The sequence below is a fragment of the Aquabacterium commune genome (assembly GCF_004362855.1).
Lineage (GTDB): Bacteria > Pseudomonadota > Gammaproteobacteria > Burkholderiales > Burkholderiaceae_C > Aquabacterium > Aquabacterium commune.
On record NZ_SNXW01000001.1, the window covers coordinates 436,695 to 453,894 of the forward strand.

The 17,200-nt window shown below is 68.4% G+C and carries 14 protein-coding genes and 2 pseudogenes; 3 read left to right on the forward strand and 13 right to left on the reverse strand.

Going from position 1 to position 17,200, the window contains the following annotated elements; all coding sequences use genetic code 11:
* Positions 1–6: 6 nt before the first annotated feature.
* From EV672_RS01945 to EV672_RS01965, 5 genes are all read right to left on the reverse strand, one after another.
* Positions 7–2,340 carry a methyl-accepting chemotaxis protein gene (locus EV672_RS01945; RefSeq protein ID WP_133605882.1) on the reverse strand — a complete coding sequence of 778 codons (2,334 nt, stop codon included), beginning with the start codon at positions 2,338–2,340 and terminating at the stop codon, positions 7–9.
* A gap of 65 nt (positions 2,341–2,405) precedes the next feature.
* Positions 2,406–2,981 (reverse strand): chemotaxis protein CheW, encoded by a 576-nt coding sequence (locus EV672_RS01950; RefSeq protein ID WP_133605883.1) that lies wholly within the window; start codon positions 2,979–2,981, stop codon positions 2,406–2,408.
* A 15-nt stretch (positions 2,982–2,996) separates the two neighbouring features.
* Complete coding sequence (locus EV672_RS01955; protein WP_133605884.1) at positions 2,997–3,362, reverse strand: response regulator; 366 nt, start codon at positions 3,360–3,362, stop codon at positions 2,997–2,999.
* 108 nt (positions 3,363–3,470) lie between these two features.
* Complete coding sequence (locus EV672_RS01960) at positions 3,471–3,878, reverse strand: response regulator (RefSeq protein WP_133605885.1); 408 nt, start codon at positions 3,876–3,878, stop codon at positions 3,471–3,473.
* Between the two features lie 42 nt (positions 3,879–3,920).
* Positions 3,921–4,073 (reverse strand): rubredoxin, encoded by a 153-nt coding sequence (locus EV672_RS01965; RefSeq protein ID WP_133606457.1) that lies wholly within the window; start codon positions 4,071–4,073, stop codon positions 3,921–3,923.
* A 153-nt stretch (positions 4,074–4,226) separates the two neighbouring features.
* Here EV672_RS01965 and thiD point away from each other — a divergent pair, with 153 nt between their 5' ends.
* Genes thiD through mpl form a run of 3 tightly spaced genes read left to right on the forward strand, consistent with a single transcriptional unit; the run spans position 4,227 to position 7,917 of the window.
* On the forward strand, positions 4,227–5,189 hold the full coding sequence (gene thiD / locus EV672_RS01970; protein WP_133605886.1) for a bifunctional hydroxymethylpyrimidine kinase/phosphomethylpyrimidine kinase: 963 nt from the start codon (positions 4,227–4,229) through the stop codon (positions 5,187–5,189).
* Positions 5,179–6,483 carry a glutamate-1-semialdehyde 2,1-aminomutase gene (gene hemL, locus EV672_RS01975; protein WP_133605887.1) on the forward strand — a complete coding sequence of 435 codons (1,305 nt, stop codon included), beginning with the start codon at positions 5,179–5,181 and terminating at the stop codon, positions 6,481–6,483. Before thiD ends, hemL begins: the two co-directional genes overlap by 11 nt.
* A 57-nt stretch (positions 6,484–6,540) precedes the next feature.
* Entirely contained in the window at positions 6,541–7,917 is a 1,377-nt protein-coding gene (gene mpl, locus EV672_RS01980) for a UDP-N-acetylmuramate:L-alanyl-gamma-D-glutamyl-meso-diaminopimelate ligase (protein ID WP_133605888.1), read from the forward strand.
* Between the two features lie 48 nt (positions 7,918–7,965).
* Here the strand turns inward: mpl and EV672_RS19335 are convergent.
* The 8 genes and pseudogenes from EV672_RS19335 to EV672_RS02015 form a co-directional block, all read right to left on the reverse strand.
* Positions 7,966–8,073: pseudogene (locus tag EV672_RS19335) on the reverse strand (PEP-CTERM sorting domain-containing protein); the annotation flags it as partial.
* A 72-nt stretch (positions 8,074–8,145) separates the two neighbouring features.
* Positions 8,146–9,006: pseudogene (locus tag EV672_RS18925) on the reverse strand (SdiA-regulated domain-containing protein); the annotation flags it as partial.
* A gap of 30 nt (positions 9,007–9,036) precedes the next feature.
* Complete coding sequence (locus EV672_RS01990) at positions 9,037–9,711, reverse strand: lamin tail domain-containing protein (protein ID WP_133605890.1); 675 nt, start codon at positions 9,709–9,711, stop codon at positions 9,037–9,039.
* A 141-nt stretch (positions 9,712–9,852) separates the two neighbouring features.
* The gene (locus tag EV672_RS01995) at positions 9,853–11,928 is read right to left on the reverse strand and encodes a CocE/NonD family hydrolase (protein ID WP_133605891.1); all 2,076 of its coding nucleotides are present in this window, start codon (positions 11,926–11,928) and stop codon (positions 9,853–9,855) included.
* 41 nt (positions 11,929–11,969) lie between these two features.
* The gene (locus EV672_RS02000; RefSeq protein WP_133605892.1) at positions 11,970–13,631 is read right to left on the reverse strand and encodes a GMC oxidoreductase; all 1,662 of its coding nucleotides are present in this window, start codon (positions 13,629–13,631) and stop codon (positions 11,970–11,972) included.
* Positions 13,632–13,710: 79 nt separating this feature from the next.
* A complete protein-coding gene (locus EV672_RS02005; RefSeq protein ID WP_133605893.1) occupies positions 13,711–14,745 on the reverse strand; it encodes an AraC family transcriptional regulator in 1,035 nt (344 codons plus the stop codon).
* Between the two features lie 120 nt (positions 14,746–14,865).
* Positions 14,866–16,029 carry an alkane 1-monooxygenase gene (locus EV672_RS02010; protein WP_133605894.1) on the reverse strand — a complete coding sequence of 388 codons (1,164 nt, stop codon included), beginning with the start codon at positions 16,027–16,029 and terminating at the stop codon, positions 14,866–14,868.
* Between the two features lie 80 nt (positions 16,030–16,109).
* A complete protein-coding gene (locus EV672_RS02015; protein ID WP_133605895.1) occupies positions 16,110–17,165 on the reverse strand; it encodes a 2Fe-2S iron-sulfur cluster-binding protein in 1,056 nt (351 codons plus the stop codon).
* Positions 17,166–17,200: the final 35 nt, after the last annotated feature.

A 17,200-nucleotide genomic window follows, 5' to 3' on the forward strand; every position in this document is an offset into this window, starting at 1 on the left:
TCGGGCTCAGGCCGAGATCTTGAAGCGGGCCACCGACTGCTGCAGCTCGTCGGCGGTTTTGGCCAGTTCGCGCACCAGCTGGGCGGTGGAGCGCGTGCCCTCACCCGTCTGCTCGGTCACGGCAAAAATGTGCTGGATGTTCGACACCACCACGTTGGCGGAGGCGGCCTCGCGCAGGGCCTGCGAGGAAATCTGCTCGATCAGCTCGGCCAGGCGGCGCGACACGCGGTCGATGTCGCCCAGTGCGGAACCGGCGGCGTCCGACAGGCGGGCACCTTCCACCACACCCTGCGTGGAGCGCTCCATGGCGGCCACGGCGTCTTGCGTGTCGGTCTGAATGGTGCGCACCAGCGCGGCAATTTCGCGGGTCGCGTCGGCCGAGCGTTCGGCCAGGCGCTGCACTTCCTCGGCCACGACCGAGAAGCCCCGGCCCGCTTCACCGGCCGATGCGGCCTGGATGGCGGCGTTCAAGGCCAGCACGTTGGTCTGCTCGGTGATGTCCGAGATCAGTTCGGTGATTTCGCCGATTTCCTGCGAGGACTCGCCAAGCCGCTTGATGCGCTTGGAGGTTTCCTGGATCTGCTCGCGGATGGTGTTCATGCCGCCGATGGCGTTCTGCACGGCGGCCAGGCCGGAGTCGGCCGCGGCCAGCGACTGGCGCGCCACTTCGGCAGAGTGCTGGGCTTGCGCCGACACCTCGTTGATGCGGCCCGCCATCTGCAGCACCGACTCGCCGGTTTCGCGGATCTCGCGCAGCTGCTCGTCGGAGGCGGCCAGCAGCTCGGTCGAGGTGGACTCCACCTGCCCGGTCGTGTCCGACACCCGCGACACCGCGCCCTGCACCTGCGCCACCAGGGTGCGCAGTTCTTCCACCGTGAAGTTCACCGAGTCGGCGATGGCGCCGGTGATGTCTTCCGTCACCGTGGCCTGTTGCGTCAGGTCGCCCTCGGCCACCATCTGCAGCTCGTTCATCAAACGCAGAATGGCCGCCTGGGTCGCGTCGTTGACGCGCTTGGCCTCGCGCTCCTGGCGTTCGGCCTCCTGGCGCTGGGCCTCGGCCACCAGGGCGCGTTGGCGTTGGTCGGTCAGGAAGACGCGCAGCAGGCCATACGCCGCCGCCGCCGTCACCAGCAGGAAGATCAGGATCAGCGCCACGTTCAGGCCGCCGATGCCGGCACCCTCGGTCAGCTTGCGCTGCACCTCCTCCAGGCCCTTGCGCAGGGGTTCCGAATCGTCGATCACGGCCACCTGTGCGTCGCGCGCGGCCACCAGGCCTTGCAGCGAGCCCAGGATGAAGGTGGACTGCGTGCGGGTGCGCTCGAAAATCTTCAGCAGCGCGTCGAGTTGCTCGCGCACCACCGGATCGCGCGAAGCCACCAGCTTGAGATCCTGGTTGCCGTTGAGCAGGCCCTCGGCGATTTCCTTGAAGGCGTTGAGGTCCTTGCCCAGCAGGAACACGGCCTCGGTGGACACGCCTTCCACCGTGAGGAATTCGTTGGCCGACTTGCCAATGCGCTGCGTCAGCATCACCAGCTGGTTCAGGGACAAGGCCTCGGCAGGGCTCACGCCGCCCTTCTCGATGCGGGCCGAGGCGATGCCCTCGGCCAGGTCCAGCAGCTCGGAGGACTGCCCGTTGACTTCGCGCAGCGCCGAGCTCACCTGGGTCAGCGTCTGCTTTTGCGAGAGCACGAAGTTGGCGTTCTTCTCGGCGCGGTCCACCAGCGGGATCAGGCCATTGAGCGCCTCTTGCGCCCCGCCCTGCACCTGGTTGAGGCCCATGCCGCTGTCGCCCTGGGCCAGGCCACGCACGTTGCTGGCCAGCACCTTGGCGCTGTCCGACACCTCGGTGAAGGCCTGCGCGCGGCCGATCAAGGCCTGCGAGACCGACTTGGCCAGGCGTTGCGACTGCATCAGCGCCTGACCGGTGGCACCGGTCTGCGCGGCGCGGCGGTCTGCGGAGTTCACCGACAGGAAGGCGCTGAGCATCAGGCCCAGCACGCCCACGGCCAGCGTGGCACCCAGCACGCGCTGCTGGCGGTCCAGGCGCAGGTGGCCGATCAGGGGCAAGCCCGAGCGGGCCTCGCTGGCGGGCTGGCCGTCGGCATCGGGGTGCAGGCGGGTTTCGTTGTAATCGTCGGGGAACTGCGAGGGCGCGGCTTCCGAGATGATGGAGTCAGACGTCGTGGTCGCGCCGCCCTGGAGGGTCGAGGGCGAGGCCTGCGTGTCCACCATCTGCACACCCGCGGCGGTCACCATGCCTTCCGTGCTCAGGGCCTCAGGCTGGACCTCGTCTCGGTCCTGTGATTTGCCCAGTTCCTTGAAACGGCTCAGGAAACTCATGCTCGCTCTCCAATGACTTCAGAATGATTCGGTGTGCAGACCACGGGCTCAGGCCTCCATGCGCATCAGTGCGCGTCGATGCGCGCGAAAGCTTCGTCCGCGGCCAGTGCCGCCAGGTCGAGCTCATACCAGATGCGGCCCTGGGCGTCGGCCATCTGCTGGCCAATGAAATGGGGTTTGCCGGCTTCTTCGGCGGTAGGCGCGGGCTGCAGCGCGTTGGCGTTGCGCAGGCCCAGCAGGCGGTCGATGAACAGCGCGGCGTTGACCTGCAGTTTGCCGTTGAAGGCCACCAGGCGGGCGCCTTCACGGGCCTCGCGGGTGTCGCGGGCGGGAGCGGCGAGCTGGGCGCGCAATGTGCTGCGGGAGGCGTCGCGCGGCAAGCCAACGAAACCCGCCAGGTCGATCACCCCATGCAGCTGGCCACGCAGGTTGGCCACGCCCAGGAACCAGGGCTGGCTGTGCGGCACAGCGTGCACCGCCGACAACGGGAAGATTTCACCGGCCTGGTCCAGCGGCAGCAAAAAGCCGTGGCCGGCCATCTCGACGGCCAGCCAGTTGCGGGTCGGGGCTTGTTCGCGCACCGTCTGCAGGCGCTGGGCCAGCCGTTGCTGCAGCTCCCTCAGGGCGTCCTTGTTGGCCATGTCCTCGCGCCCCGATCAGCCGAAGGCCTTGATCTTGGACAGCAGCTCTTCGGGGTTGACGGGCTTGACGACGTAGTCGCGTGCGCCCTGGCGCATGCCCCAGACCCGGTCGGTTTCCTGGTTCTTGCTGGAGCAGATGATCACCGGCACGCTGGCGAACAGCGGGTCGCGGGTGATGGCACGGGTCAGCTGGAAGCCGTTCTGGCCGGGCATGACCACGTCCATGATGATGAGGTCTGGCTTTTCTTCCGCCAGACGGCGATGCGCCTCTTCGCCGTTCTCGGCGGTGCGCACTTTGTAGCCGCGCTTGGTCAGCAACTCCGACAGCACATGCAGTTCGGTCTTGGAGTCGTCAACGAGCAGAATCTTCTGGATTGGCATAGGAACCTCATGAAACGCCGCCCTGCGTCATCCCCGGGCTCCGCCGGCGGCGTGGAACTCACATTCTGGCGGCAATGGGTGACACCCACGGGCCCCATTGAACCCAGGTCATCCCTGAGTCTGAGCGGTGCATTGGGCGACAGCCTGCAGCAACTGGTCTTTGGTGAAGGGCTTGGTGAGGTAGTCCTGCGAGCCCACCATGCGGCCTCGGGCCTTGTCGAACAGGCCATCTTTGGACGACAGCATGATCACGGGCGTGCGGGCGAAACGCGGGTTGCGTTTGATGATGGCGCAGGTCTGGTAGCCGTCCAGACGGGGCATCAAGATGTCACAAAAAATAACATCTGGGGCGTGATCGTTGACCTTTGACAACGCATCGAAGCCATCTTCGGCCAGCACCACCTCGTATCCGCCCTGCTTGAGGAAGATTTCGGCGCTGCGCCGGATGGTGTTGCTGTCGTCGATGACGAGGACTTTGGTGGTTGCGGGCTCTTGCGGCTTGTCGAAATCAGACACGGACACCTTCCTCCATCCCTTGCGGGGAGCGCGCAGCGGCCATCAGACCGGCACCATCTCGAAATCGTCCTTGCGCGCGCCGCATTCGGGACACACCCAGTTCATGGGAACGTCGGCCCAACGCGTGCCGGGAGCGATGCCTTCTTCGGGCAGGCCCGCAGCTTCGTCGTAAATCCAGCCACAGATCAGGCACATCCAGGTAGATAAGTCGCTCACGTCGCTTGGGTTCACTTGAATACAATGAACCCATTGTAGCCACGGGCCTGCGGCGCGATTCCTGGGAATATCACAGGGTGTCGCGCCCACCTCGGGCACTGGCTCACGCTTCTTACATTGCTTACCTCACGCATGAATGCCCCCCAGACCGGCCCCCAGAACGTCTCTGACGAGACCCTCGACCCCGCTGACCAAGATGCGGGTGCCCCGGCCTGTGTCTTGAGCTTCAACGCCAACGACCCCAGCGGGGCCTCCGGCATCGCGGCCGACATCGCCACCATCGCGGCCATGGGCGCGCATGCCCTGCCCGTGATCACCAGCCTGCTGATCCGCGACACCGCCGAGGTGTTCGAGTCGGTCGAGATCGACGCCGACGCCATCGCCGAGCAGGCGCGCTCCATCCTCGAAGACGCCACCATCGCGTCGTGGAAGGTCGGCTTCCTGGGCAGCGCCGAGGGCGTGAGCGTGGTCGCCGAGATCATCTCGGACTACCCCGATGTGCCGCTGGTGTCCTACCTGCCCAACCTGTCGTGGATGGAAGAGGATGCCCAAAGCGCCTACCTGGAGGCCTTCCGCGAGCTGATCGTGCCGTCCAGCCATGTGCTGGTGGGCAACCACACCACGCTGACCGATTTCCTGCTGCCCGATTGGGAGTCCGAGCGCCCGCCTTCGGCGCGCGAACTGGCCGTGGCCGCTGCCGAATTGGGCGCGGGCTATGTGCTGGTGACGGGCGTGCAGTTGCCCGACCAGTTCATCGACAACGTGCTGGCGACGGCGCAAGGCGCGGTGGCCGGTGAGCGCTTCGAGCGCTTCGAGGCCAGCTTCGTCGGTGCCGGCGACACGCTCTCGGCGGCCCTGGCGGCCATCATCTCCACCGGCACCGAGCTGGACGTGGCCGTCTCCGAGGCCCTGAGTTTCCTGGACCAGTCGCTCGATGCCGGCTTCCGCCCCGGCATGGGCGGCGTGGTGCCTGACCGCTTCTTCTGGGCCCTGCCGCCGGGCGAGCCGCCTGCCGAAGGCGAAGACGCCACCGAGTCCGGCCATCCCGCGCTGGACGATTCCGTTCCTCCGCCGAGTTCCCGCAATGTCCACTGATGCCATGAGCAACGCCGCCCTGTTCGAACGCGCCCAGCGCGTCATCCCGGGCGGTGTGAACTCGCCCGTGCGCGCCTTCAAGGCCGTGGGCGGCACACCGCGCTTCGTCCAGCGTGCCCAAGGCCCCTATTTCTGGGACGCCGAAGGCACGCGCTACACCGACTACATCGGCTCCTGGGGCCCGATGATCCTGGGCCACGGCCACCCCGAGGTGCTGGCAGCGGTGCAGAAGGCCGCGCTGGATGGCTTCAGCTTCGGTGCGCCCACCGAGCGCGAGGTCGAGCTGGCCGAGGAAATCCTCAAGCTCGTGCCCAGCGCCGAGCAGGTGCGCCTGGTCAGCTCCGGCACCGAGGCGGGCATGAGCGCCATCCGCCTGGCGCGCGGCTTCACCGGCCGCAACAAGATCGTCAAGTTCGAAGGCTGCTACCACGGCCACGCCGACGCCCTGCTGGTCAAGGCCGGCTCCGGCCTGGCCACCTTCGGCCACCCGACCAGCGCGGGCGTGCCCGCCGAGGTGGTGCAGCACACGCTCGTGCTGGAATACAACAACATCGCGCAAATCGAAGAAGCGTTTGCCAGCCAGGGCAGCGAGATCGCCTGCGTGATGATCGAGCCCATCGCCGGCAACATGAACTTCGTGCGCGCCAGCGTGCCCTTCATGCAGCGCCTGCGCGAGCTGTGCACGCAGCACGGCGCCATGCTGGTGTTCGACGAGGTGATGAGCGGCTTCCGCGTGGCCCTGGGCAGCGCACAGAGCGTGTACGCCAAGGCCATTCCCGGCTTCGCGCCCGACATGAGCGTGTTTGGCAAGGTCATTGGCGGCGGCATGCCGCTGGCGGCCTTCGCTGCATCGCGCGAGGTGATGTCCCAGCTGGCGCCGCTGGGCCCGGTCTATCAGGCAGGCACGCTGTCGGGCAACCCGGTGGCCACGGCCTGTGGCCTGACCACGCTGAAAATCATCCAGCGCCCGGGCTTCTTCGAGCAGTTGGGCCAGCGCACCCGCAGCTTGATGGACGGCTTCGTGAAAGTCGCAGGCGATGCCGGCGTGACGCTCACGGCCGACAGCGAAGGCGGCATGTTCGGCTTCTTCTTTGCCGACAGCCTGCCGCAGAACTACCAGACCGTGATGGCCAAGGGCACCGACACCTTCAACCGCTTCTTCCACCTGATGCTGGACCAGGGCGTGTACTTGGCACCGGCCATGTACGAAGCTGGCTTTGTCAGCGCCGCCCACACCGAGCAAGACATCGCCGACACCGTGGCCGCGGCCGCGAACGCGTTCCGCCAGCTCTGACACGGGGCCTGGGCCAGTCGCTGGTCCCGTCTTTGGCCCTTTCTTTCGGAAGTCCCCATGCACATCCACATCCTCGGCATCTGCGGCACCTTCATGGGTGGCGTGGCGGCCCTTGCCCGTGAAGCGGGTCACCGCGTGACCGGTTGCGACGCGGGCGTCTATCCGCCGATGTCCGACCAGCTGCGCGCCCTCGGCATCGAGCTGATCGAAGGCTACGGCGTGGAACAGGTCGCGCTCAAGCCGGATCTGTTCGTCATCGGCAACGTGGTCAGCCGCGGCAACCCGCTGATGGAGGCCATCCTGGACGCGGGCCTGCGCTACACCAGCGGCCCGCAATGGCTGAGCGAACACGTGCTGCAAGGCCGCCACGTGCTGGCCGTGGCGGGCACGCACGGCAAGACGACGACGACGTCCATGCTGGCCTGGGTCCTGGAGGCCGCCGGCCTGCAACCGGGCTTCCTGGTGGGCGGCGTGCCGCAGAACTTCGGGGTGTCGGCGCGACTGGGCCGCACGGACGAGGCAGTGCGCCCGGCCACAGGGCACCCCTTCGTCATCGAAGCCGACGAGTACGACACCGCCTTCTTCGACAAGCGCAGCAAGTTCGTGCACTACCGCCCACGCACGGCCGTGCTCAACAACCTCGAGTTCGACCACGCCGACATCTTTGCCGACCTGGCCGCCATCGAAACGCAGTTCCACCACCTCGTGCGCACCGTGCCCGCCTCGGGCCGCCTGGTGGTCAACGCCCGCGAGGAAGCGCTGGAGCGCGTCCTGGCGCGCGGCTGCTGGAGCGACGTGGCGCGCTTCGGCGTCCGTGGCGACGTGCCGGGCTTGCGCGCCCGCGGCGAGCCCCATGCCTTCGACGTGCTGAAAGCCGGCGTGCTGGTCGGGCGCGTGGAATGGGCCCTGCTGGGCGAGCACAACCAGATGAACGCGCTGGCGGCCATCGCGGCGGCCGAGCACGTGGGCGTGGCGCCCCAGGTGGCCTGCGAGGCGCTGGCCCGCTTCGACAACGTCAAGCGCCGCATGGAAACCAAGGGCGAGGTGCGCGGCATCACCGTCTATGACGACTTTGCGCACCACCCCACGGCCATCCGCACGACGGTGGACGGCCTGCGCCGCAAGGTCGGGCCGGACGCGCGCATCCTGGCGGTGTTCGAGCCGCGCTCCAACACCATGAAGCTGGGCACGATGAAGGCCCAGCTGCCCTGGTCACTGGAAGACGCCGACCTGGCGTTTTGCCACTCGGGCGGCCTGGGCTGGGACGCCCACGAAGCGCTGGTGGAAATGGGCGAGCGCGCCGTGGTGGCCGACACCATCGAGGCCATCGTGGCCAAGGTGGTCAAGGTCGCCAAGCCGGGCGACCACATCCTGTGCATGAGCAACGGCGGCTTTGGCGGCATCCATGCCAAGCTGCTGGCGGCGCTGGGCTGAAGCCTCACGCCACCCGCCGTTGCCCAGGCCCCAAGCTCAGACCCAAATTCAGGCCTGAATGGCCCGCTTCTGGCGACGCGACACCGCGCCCATCAGGCCCAGACCGGCCAGCACCAGGGCCACGCCCTCGGGCTCCGGCACGGCGGCCGTGACGTTGGACAGCACGATCAGCTGCGAGGCGGGGTTGGCCAGCACGTTGCTGCCGTCCTGGACCTGCTCGGCCACCAGGTAGATGGTGCCGTTTTCGTCGATCGTCACGCCTTCGATGCCGTTGTGCGGCAGCACGTTGGACAGGTCGAAGCTGCTCTTGATCACGCCAGCGCGGGTGATCTCGATGAGCTGGCGCGAATCCAGGCTCAGGATCAGCAGGTTCTCGGCAGCGGCGGTGCCGTTCAGGCCATCGACGGCACCCAGCACGGCCACGTCCGACAGGCTGTTCAGGCCGAACAGCGACGTGTAGGTGCTCGAACCCGGGGCCGTGGGCACCGCCGCGAACGACGTGGTCGGCGTGGCATCGGCACCCGCCGTGGTCGAAAAGGTCAGCGCGTTGTAGATGCTCAGAACGGATGGGTCGTCCTGCTTGACGGTCACGAAGTTGCCATTGCGGGCGTCGTAGCTGATGCCTTCGATGCCGATGTTGCCGATGGTCGGGCCGAAGGAAACGAAAGGCGCACCGCCCAGGGCCGCGGTGCCGCCGGCGCTGTAGCTGAACTTGTAGCCGTTTTGCAGGCGCTCTTCGGTGACGACGAACTGGCCATTGCCCAGGTAGGTCAGGCCTTCGGTGTCGTTCTTGGTGGCGCCGGTGCCGGCCCAGTTGAAGGCCATGCTGCCGATGGTCTGGCCGGTGAGCGAGATCTCGATGATGCCCGAGCCTTCGTCACCGACGAAGAACAGCGTGCCGCGGTCGCGGGCGTAGGCGATGGCCGAGCCCTCCAGGCCGGACAACAAGCCGCTGGTGTTGGCGCCGTTGAAAATGGGCAGGCTGTAGGTGCCGGTGACCTGGTAGTTGGCCAGGTTGATCGCATCAGCGGCTTGCGCAGAAACGCAGCCAGCCGCCGCCAGGGCGAGGACGAGGTGTTGGATTTTCATGGTGTGAGCCTGTGTGCTTGTCCGGGGAGATCAGGCTTGACGCTTGCGCGCCACCAGACCGATGACGCCCAGTGCGGCCAGCGCCAGCGCGAGGTTCTCGGGCTCGGGCACGGCCGAGATGCTGCCGGGCGAGCCGATTTCAGCGACATCGTTGGCGGCCACGAAAGCGCCGTTGACACCCACCACGCTCAGTTGCGAGATGGTGACGCCGTTCAGGCCGGCGGCGTTGTCGAAGGTCTGGTAAGGCGAGGTGGCATCGGCAGTGCCGAAGCTGACATTGGCTTGCAGCACGCCGCTGGCGTTGAAGATGTTGACCGCGTCACCGCCGGTGCTGAGGCCCACGCCCGCGCCGGTGTAGGTGCCGATCTTCAAGCTGGCAGGGGCATTGGCGCCGAACCAGGTGCTCAGAAAAGAAGCTGCAGCGGCGTTCTCGGTGAAGATCACCGACTCGCCCGCGGCGATGCTGCCGATGCCGGACAGGGCCACCTTGGCCGAGCCGTTGGAGCTGTCGTCCATCGTCCAGCCGCTGAGGCTCACGGCGGTGCTGCCGAAATTGGTCAGCTCGAACCAGTCGGTGGTGTAGGGTGCATTGCCGCTGGCCCAGGGCGCCACTTCGGTGATGCGGACTTGGGCCTGGGCACCGGTGGCGGCCAGGGTGAGGACGCCGGCAGCGGCGGCCAGCAGGGAAGAGGTCAGCTTGTGCATGGGTGTACTCCTGTGGTGGGTGTGCCCGCAGACACATCTCGAAACAGGCGACCATGCGGGGGCCACATGACCCTCCCGTGACAAGCCCCACACCTCCCCCTCAAGCGCGGGGAGGTGCCAGCGCCGGCTTTGCGGCAGCGCTCAGTTCAGCGCGCTGGTCGGCACCACGGGCAGCACGACGCTGGAGGGGTGCGCCGGGTCGCTCAAGATGGTGCTGACGTTGCCGTTGGCCTTGAGCTGCTGCGGCGTCGGCCACACGCCCTGCGCCTGGTTGCTGGCGCTGATGGCAATGCGCAGCTTGTGGCCCTTGCGGACCAACGCCGCGGCCGGGAAGACCTCCACCGGCACCAGCATGGCCTGGCCCGGCACCACGGGCAACTTCGAGGCCTCCGTGAAGGGGTGCCAGGGCTGGACCATCACGCCCTTGACGACGCGCGAGCGGCTGGCGTCCACCGCGCGGAAGCTGGCCGACATCAAACCCGTGCTGATGGGCGTGGCCACGCCGAAGGCATCGACGTCATCGACGCGCACGGCCACGGCGGCCTCGGTGTTCGTGGTGCGCATCCAGATGTCGGCCTGGATGGGGCCATTGAGGTAGAGGTCGCTGGTGAGGGTCTCGGTCTGGTAGATCAGCGCGTTCTGCGTGCGCTCCACCGTGGCGCTGTTGGTGTAGCAGGGCTTGGGCAGCAGGCCCGCCATGCCCAGGGACCACTGCACGAAGCTGCTGGAGCAGTCGCTGCCGTCGTTGATGGCGATGCTGGCCTTGACCGCCGTGCCGTCGCTGCTCTTCTCGTAGGTGACGACCGGGGCTGCGGGTTCGCGCACGGTGCGCAAGGTGTCGGCGGTGGTGGGCTTTTGCGTGCTCAGGGCCAGGTTGCCGCGCAGGTACAGGCGCTGCGGCGTCATCTGCGGGTGGGGCCAGTCGGTGGCGCGGGCGAAGCGGGTCGTGCCCAGCAGGCCATAGCCCTCGACGAACTGCGTGACGTTGGGCAAGGCGGCCGCACCGGTGTCGATGCCCTTGAGGTACTGGTCGAACCACTGCAGCATCAGCGAGGCCGAGCCCGGCGCGCCGTTGGCCAGCGCGGTGTCGGCGCCGGCCGAGGCCGACAGCACCGCCTGGATGTGCGAGCCCTTGAGCACCACCAGCTTGGTGTTGACGCGGCGCTTGAGCTGTTCGTAGAGCAGCGGCTCGTCGCGCTGGAAGATGTCGTTGCTGCTGCCCACCAGGAAGGTCGGCACCTGGACCTTGGCCGCGCCCTCCACCGGCGAGCGCACGGCCCAGAAGTCGCCATCGTCGCTGGCGTAGCCGGTCTTGCCCGACAGCGAATTGGCCACGGTGGGCAGGTACCAGCTGTCGATGGACGCGATGTGCTGCTGGTTCGCCGCCTTGATCTGCTCGGCATAAGCCGGGTTGTTGTTGATGGCCAGCGAGTTGCCCACGCTCAGCGACTGCGTCAGCGGCAGCCACAGGCTGATGAACTTGGCGTTGAGCAGGCCGCCCACGCCGACGGTGCCGCGGTAGGCATCGCCCATGGGCACTTGCGCGAACACGGCCTTGACGGCCGGGTGCTGTTGCTGCGCCGTCAGCAGGCTGGTGATGCCCAGGTAGGAGGTGCCGGCCAGGCCGAGCTGCCCGTTGAACCAGGGCTGGCGGGTGATCCAGTCCACCGCCTCGCCATAGCCGGCCTGCTCGGGCGCGCCCAGCAACTGGGCCTCGTCGCTCGACATGCCCGAGCCCAGCACGTCAACGGCCACCGAGATGTAGCCGCGCTTGTTCATGAAGCGGTCCTGGCCGCCCACCAGCAAGGTGTTGCCCGTGCCCAGCACGGTGCCGAGCAGCTGGCCCAGGTCGATGCGGTAGGCCGTCTGCGTCAGGATGACGGGGAAGGCGCCGGCCACGGCCCGGCCATTGGCATCGGCCGGCACAGACACCAGCACCGCCAGCTTCTGCCCCGACTTCGTCGTGATGAACTGCAGCGGCAAGGTGACGGAGCCCGGGTGGTCCTCGGCCCGCGCATAGGCCTTCCAGGTGCTGCCCGCGTTGCTGGTGATGGGCGCGTTGGCTTGCGCCAGGCTGCCGCGCGTGCCCAGGGTGGTGGTTTGCGCCAGGGCGTCCACGCCCAGGCTGAGGGCGCACAGGGCTGCCATGGCGGCGGCAACGCCGCGCAAGGCCAGGGTGGCGGGTCGCGTCTTGCGGGTCAGGGTGGCGTGGGTCATGGGGTCTCCTTGGGTGATGGGGTGTGGGGCGCGGGCCAGGCTCAGAAATCGCGCTGCAGGATGTGTTCGATGTTGCGTTCGGCCAGGGCGGCCACGGTCAAGGCCGGGTTGGCCACCAGCGCACCGGGGATGAGCGCGCCGTCCATGACGTAGAGCCGCTCGTACCCCGCCACGCGGCCGAACAGGTCGGTGGCCTTGCCCAGCGGGCAGCCACCCACCGGGTGGTAGGTGCTGCTGTCGGCGAAGGTCTTGCCGCTGAACAGGTCGCTGCGGTAGTGGGTGCCGGCGGCCTGGTTGACGCGGTCGAAGATGTGCTTGGCGCTGCGCACCGCGGGCGCGTTCTGGCCGTTCCAGCGCAGCACCGCGCGGCCCGTGGTGGCGTCGTAGCCGAAGCTGCCCAGCTCGGGGTTTTGCGTCATGACGATGTTCATGTTCGCCCACGACTCCAGCACCAGCGGCAAGGGGATGTTCATGGAGAACACCGGGCGGCCATCCTGGTCGCGCGTGCGAAAGCCCGTGGCCGGCACCAGCGACTGTTTGGTGCCGGTGGGGTTCCACACCGGGTTGCCACGCACCACGAAGATGTCGCTGTTGGCGCTCCATTGCGTGCCGACGGCGCTGTTCAGGCGGGGCAAGGTGCCGGTCTCGCGGGCGCGCACCAGCATCTCGGAGGTGCCCATGCTGCCACCGGCCAGGAAGAGGTGGTCGCAGCCCAGCTCGTAGCGCTGCACGGTGTTGCCCATCACGTCGATTTCCTCGACGGTGACGACGTAGGTCCCATCGGGCGCCTGCGCGATGCGCTTGACCGAAGACATCGCGCGGATGCTCACCAGGCCCGTGCCCACGGCGTCGGCCAGGTAGTTCTTCGTCAGGTTGCGCTTGCCGTGGTTGTTGCCGTAGCCGCCTTCCATGCCCAGCGCAGACTTGGGCACCAGGCCGGCCTCTTCCTGCTCCATGTAGTTGAAGTCGTAGCCCGAGGGCAGGAAGTCCGTGGTGTAGCCGGCGCGGGCCAGGGCCGCGCGGTTGACGCGGGCGTAGCGGTGGTAGGCGCTGCCCTCGAAGTAGGCCGGTCGGATGAGGTTGGCGCCCAACTGGCCCAGGGCCTTGGGGCACTGGCGGCGCAGGAAGTCATCGACGTCGAAGCCGGTCGGCATCAGGCCCTGCAGCACCTCGCGCTGCGGCGTGATCAGCATCGCCATGTTGACCAGCGAGCCACCGCCCACGCCTCGGCCGCAATAGACGTCCATGGCGCCGTTGGGTGCGCGCAGCACGTCGAGCACGCCTGCCGAGTACGGCACCTTGATGTTGATGGGGATGTTGAAGAGGCTGGTGGCCACGGCCGCGGCCTGGGTCGAGAACCACATGGCGCGCTCGTCGGGTTTGAGGCTGTTGCAGAAGATGTTGCCGTCCTTGCCCGGCTTGTTCCACAGCTGGCCCATCTCCAGCAGGGTGACGGGGATGCCGCGCTGCGCCAGGCGCATGGCGGTGACGGCGCCGCCGTAGCCGGTGCCCACGACCAGGGCGCGCACGTGCTGGGTGGCCGCGCTGGCCTGCGCGGCACCGGCCACCGACGCGGCTAGCCCGCCCGCGGCCAGGGACCGGCCCACCGCGCTCATGGCGCCCACGGCGCCCACGCTCTGCAGGCCGAGGCCGGCGGCGGTGTGCAAGATCTGCTGGCCGAGCTGGCGGCGGGTGGGGTGCATCGGGGCCTCCTGTTGCGTGTTGAACGAGGTCCGATGCTAGGCACTCAGCCCGCGCGCACCAATGGCCGGACTGACCAACTCATTGCCCCGGGCGGCCCAGGCTTTCCCCAATGGCCACCCCCTGGTCGCGCCAGGCCGAGGGTGTCACGCCCGACCAGCGCCGAAAGGCGCGGTGGAAGCTGTGCACCGACAAAAAGCCCAGCGCCTCGGCGATCTGCTTGAGCGGCATGCGCCCCTCGGCCAGCAGGCGCTCGGCCACCAGTTGCTGGCACTCCTGCATCAGGGCGGCGTGCGAGGTGCCCAGCAGCAGCAGGTGGCGGCGCAAGGCACGCTCCTGCAGGCCCAGGTGGGCGGCGGTCTCGGCCACCGTGGGCTGGCGCGGGAAGGCCTGCAGCAGCCACTGGCGCACGCGCTCGGCCACGTCGGTGCCCGCGCGCATGGCGGCCAGCACCGATTCGGCCCGGGTGCGCGCCGACACGTAGGCCACCGGGTCGTGCATGGGCATGCGCGCGTCCAGCAGGGCGGGGTTGAAGTCGATGCCGCAGTCCTTGCGCCCGAAGGCGATGCGCGGCCCGAAGGTGGCTTCGTAGCGCTGCGCCTGGCCGACGGGCTCGGCGTAGGGGAAGTCCACCTGGAAGATGTCGGGGTTGCTGGCGCCGGCGAACTTCAGCATCTGCACGGCGCTGGTGGCCACCAGCTCCATGCGGAAGTGGCCGCTGCGGCCGTTGCGCACCACGGGCGTCACCCGCAGGCGCGCGCCGCGGGTGGACTCCACCAGCTCGATCTCGCTGTGCTCGACCGTCAGGCCGGCGAAGCGGCGCAGGTCATCGAGCAGCTGGCGCAGGCTGGGCGTGGACAGCACCAGCGGCGTGATGGTGCCGTGGCGCATCAGCGCGATGCTCTTGCCGGCCACCAGGCCGAAGGCGGCGTCGCCCGTGGCCTCGATGGCGGCGGCCATCATGCGGTCGAACAGCGCCACCGGCAGCCACTCGCCATCGTCCTGCAAGGCCTCGGCGGACGCAAAGCCGCAGGCTTGCAAGGGACCCGACGCGTCGAAGCCTTCCACGTCGAGGGTGTAGGCCAGGATCTTCAGGTTGACGGGGGAGACGCGCATGGGGACAGGGCAGGACACAGGGTCGAACGGATTGCGGGCAATGCAAGCCGGAGGATGGCCCCTGTTGCGGCGCTGTCAGGCTGGGGCTTTCCATGCGCTGCCCCCCTTGATCACGGGGCCTCAGCCGGCCGTCACCATCGCGGGGATGTGGCTGTCGCGGTTGGCCTGGCGGGCCAGTTCGCGCTCGGCGGCCGAGGCGTGGTCGCGGTCCCAGGCCAGCACCTTGGGCGTCATCAGCTTGTGCCACAGCGGCGGGACCATGGCCACGGCGATGGTGGTGAGGTAGCCGCCGATCATCATGGGCGCGTCGGGGAAGGGCTTGAGGTCCTGGTAGGGCACTTCGCCCTGGGCGTGGTGGTGCGAGTGGCGGGTCAGGTTGAACATGGTCCAGGAGCTGATGCGCTTGTTCGTGTTCCACGAGTGGCGCGGCTGCACCGGGGTGGCCGGGTCGCGCACCATGCCGTAGTGCTCCATGTAGTTGACGATCTCCAGCAGCGCCTTGCCCCACAGCGCACAGGCCACGAACCAGGCCGCGGCTTGCGCGCCGCCCAGCCAGGCGGCAGCGCCCACCAGCAGCACGCTCATCAGGTGGCCGCGGATGACGGCGTTGAAGGGCGTGAGCACGCCGTGGCCTGCGCGCTTGAGGCGCTTTTGCTCGATCTTCCAGGCGCTGATGTTGCCCTTGATGGTCGAGGCCAGGACGTGGAAGTACACGTTGCGGCCGCGCGGTGCGGTGGCCGGGTCTTCGGTGGTGGACACGTAGCGGTGGTGGCCATAGACGTGCTCGATGGCGAACACCGTGTCGAAGCTGAAGGCCAGCAGCCAGCGCCCGACCAGCATCGAGACCGGGTCCCAGGTGCGGTGCGTCAGCTCGTGCGCGGGGATGGTGCCGATCATGCCGATCATCAGGCCGGTGAGCACCACGCCCGAGACGTGGTGGCCCCAGTGGGCCGCATCGCGCATGGCGATGGCGTCGTGGCCGGTGAACTGCTGCACCAGAGCGCCCAGGCCCAGGGCGTCACCGGGGCTGACCGACCACACGAAGGCCAGCACGATGGCCGACAGCAGCGGCAAGGCCATCCAGAGCTGGACGGTCAGGATGCCGGTGTGCTGGAGCTTGGGCGTGGCCGTGTCGTCGCCACAGACGGCGTCACCCACCATGTAGATGGCCAGCACGGCGATCAGCCCGACCGTGACCCAGACGCCGCCGGCCATCAGCATGGTCAGGGCCAGCAGGCCAATGGCATGGAACAGGAAGTACTTGAGGTAGTGGAACAGCGTCATGGGGGTGTCTCCTCGGTGGCGATCAGGCGTCGCTTGTCATGTGGATCAGGCAGGGGCGCAGCAAGCGCTCCGGCAGAGGTTCAGGCAGCCGCGGCCAGGTCGTGCTGCGTGGTGAAGCGGTCGGCGTGGATGTGCGCGCCGGGCAGGCCGCGCTGCAGGAGCACGGCGCGGGCGCTGTCCACCATGGGCGGCGGGCCGCAGAGGTAGGCGTGGCTGTCGGCAAAAGTTCGGTCGCTCAGGGCGTGCTCGGCCAGGACGTCCACCACCAGGCCGCGCAGGCCTTGCCAGGACGAGCCCTCGGGCTCTTGCGAGAGCACGGGCACGAAGGCGAAGTGGCGCGGCCATTGGCGCGCCAGCTCGGTGAGGGTGTCCAGGGCGCAGAGGTCGGCCTGGGTGCGCGCGCCGAACAGCAGCGTGACCGGCCGCTTCACGCCCGCACACAGGGCCTCTTCCAGGATGGCCAGCACCGGCGCCAGGCCGCTGCCACCGGCCACCATCAGCATCGGCGCCTCGGCGGTGCGCAGCCAGAAGTCGCCCATCGGCCCTTCGACGCTGACGCTCTGGCCGACCAGCGCTTGCGCGTGGATGTGCGAGGAGAAGACCCCGCCCGGCACCTTGCGCACGAAAAAGCTCACCTGGGCGTCGGGCTGCATGCGCGTGGCGAAGGAGTAGCTGCGCGAGACCCCGGGCAAGCCTGCGATGGCCAGCTGCGCGAACTGCCCGGCCTTGTAGGGCAGCGTGCCGTCGAGCTGGATGCGCAGCCGCACGATGTCGTGGGTGAGGTGGTCTTGCGCGATGACGCGGCCAGCCACCTGCTGGCGCGCGGCGGCGCCCTGGGTGTCCACCGTGACCTTGACGTCGCCCCGGGGCACGCTCTGGCAGGCCAGGATGTAGCCTTGGTCCAGCTCGGCGTCGGACAGGATGTAGCCGGCCTGGGTCAGCTCCTTGACCCGGCCCTCCACCAGGCGGCACTTGCAGGTGGCGCAGCCGCCCACGCGGCAGCTGTGGGGAAAGTCGATGCCCTGGCGCAAGGCGGCCTGCAGCAGCGTCTCCTTGGGCTGGACGGTGATGGCGACGTCGTTGACCAGGGCGGTCACGGGCTTGTCGGCCTGGAATTTGGACAGCAACCAGCGCATGCACGCTCCCTTCGATCAGGCAATTGGCAGGGGCC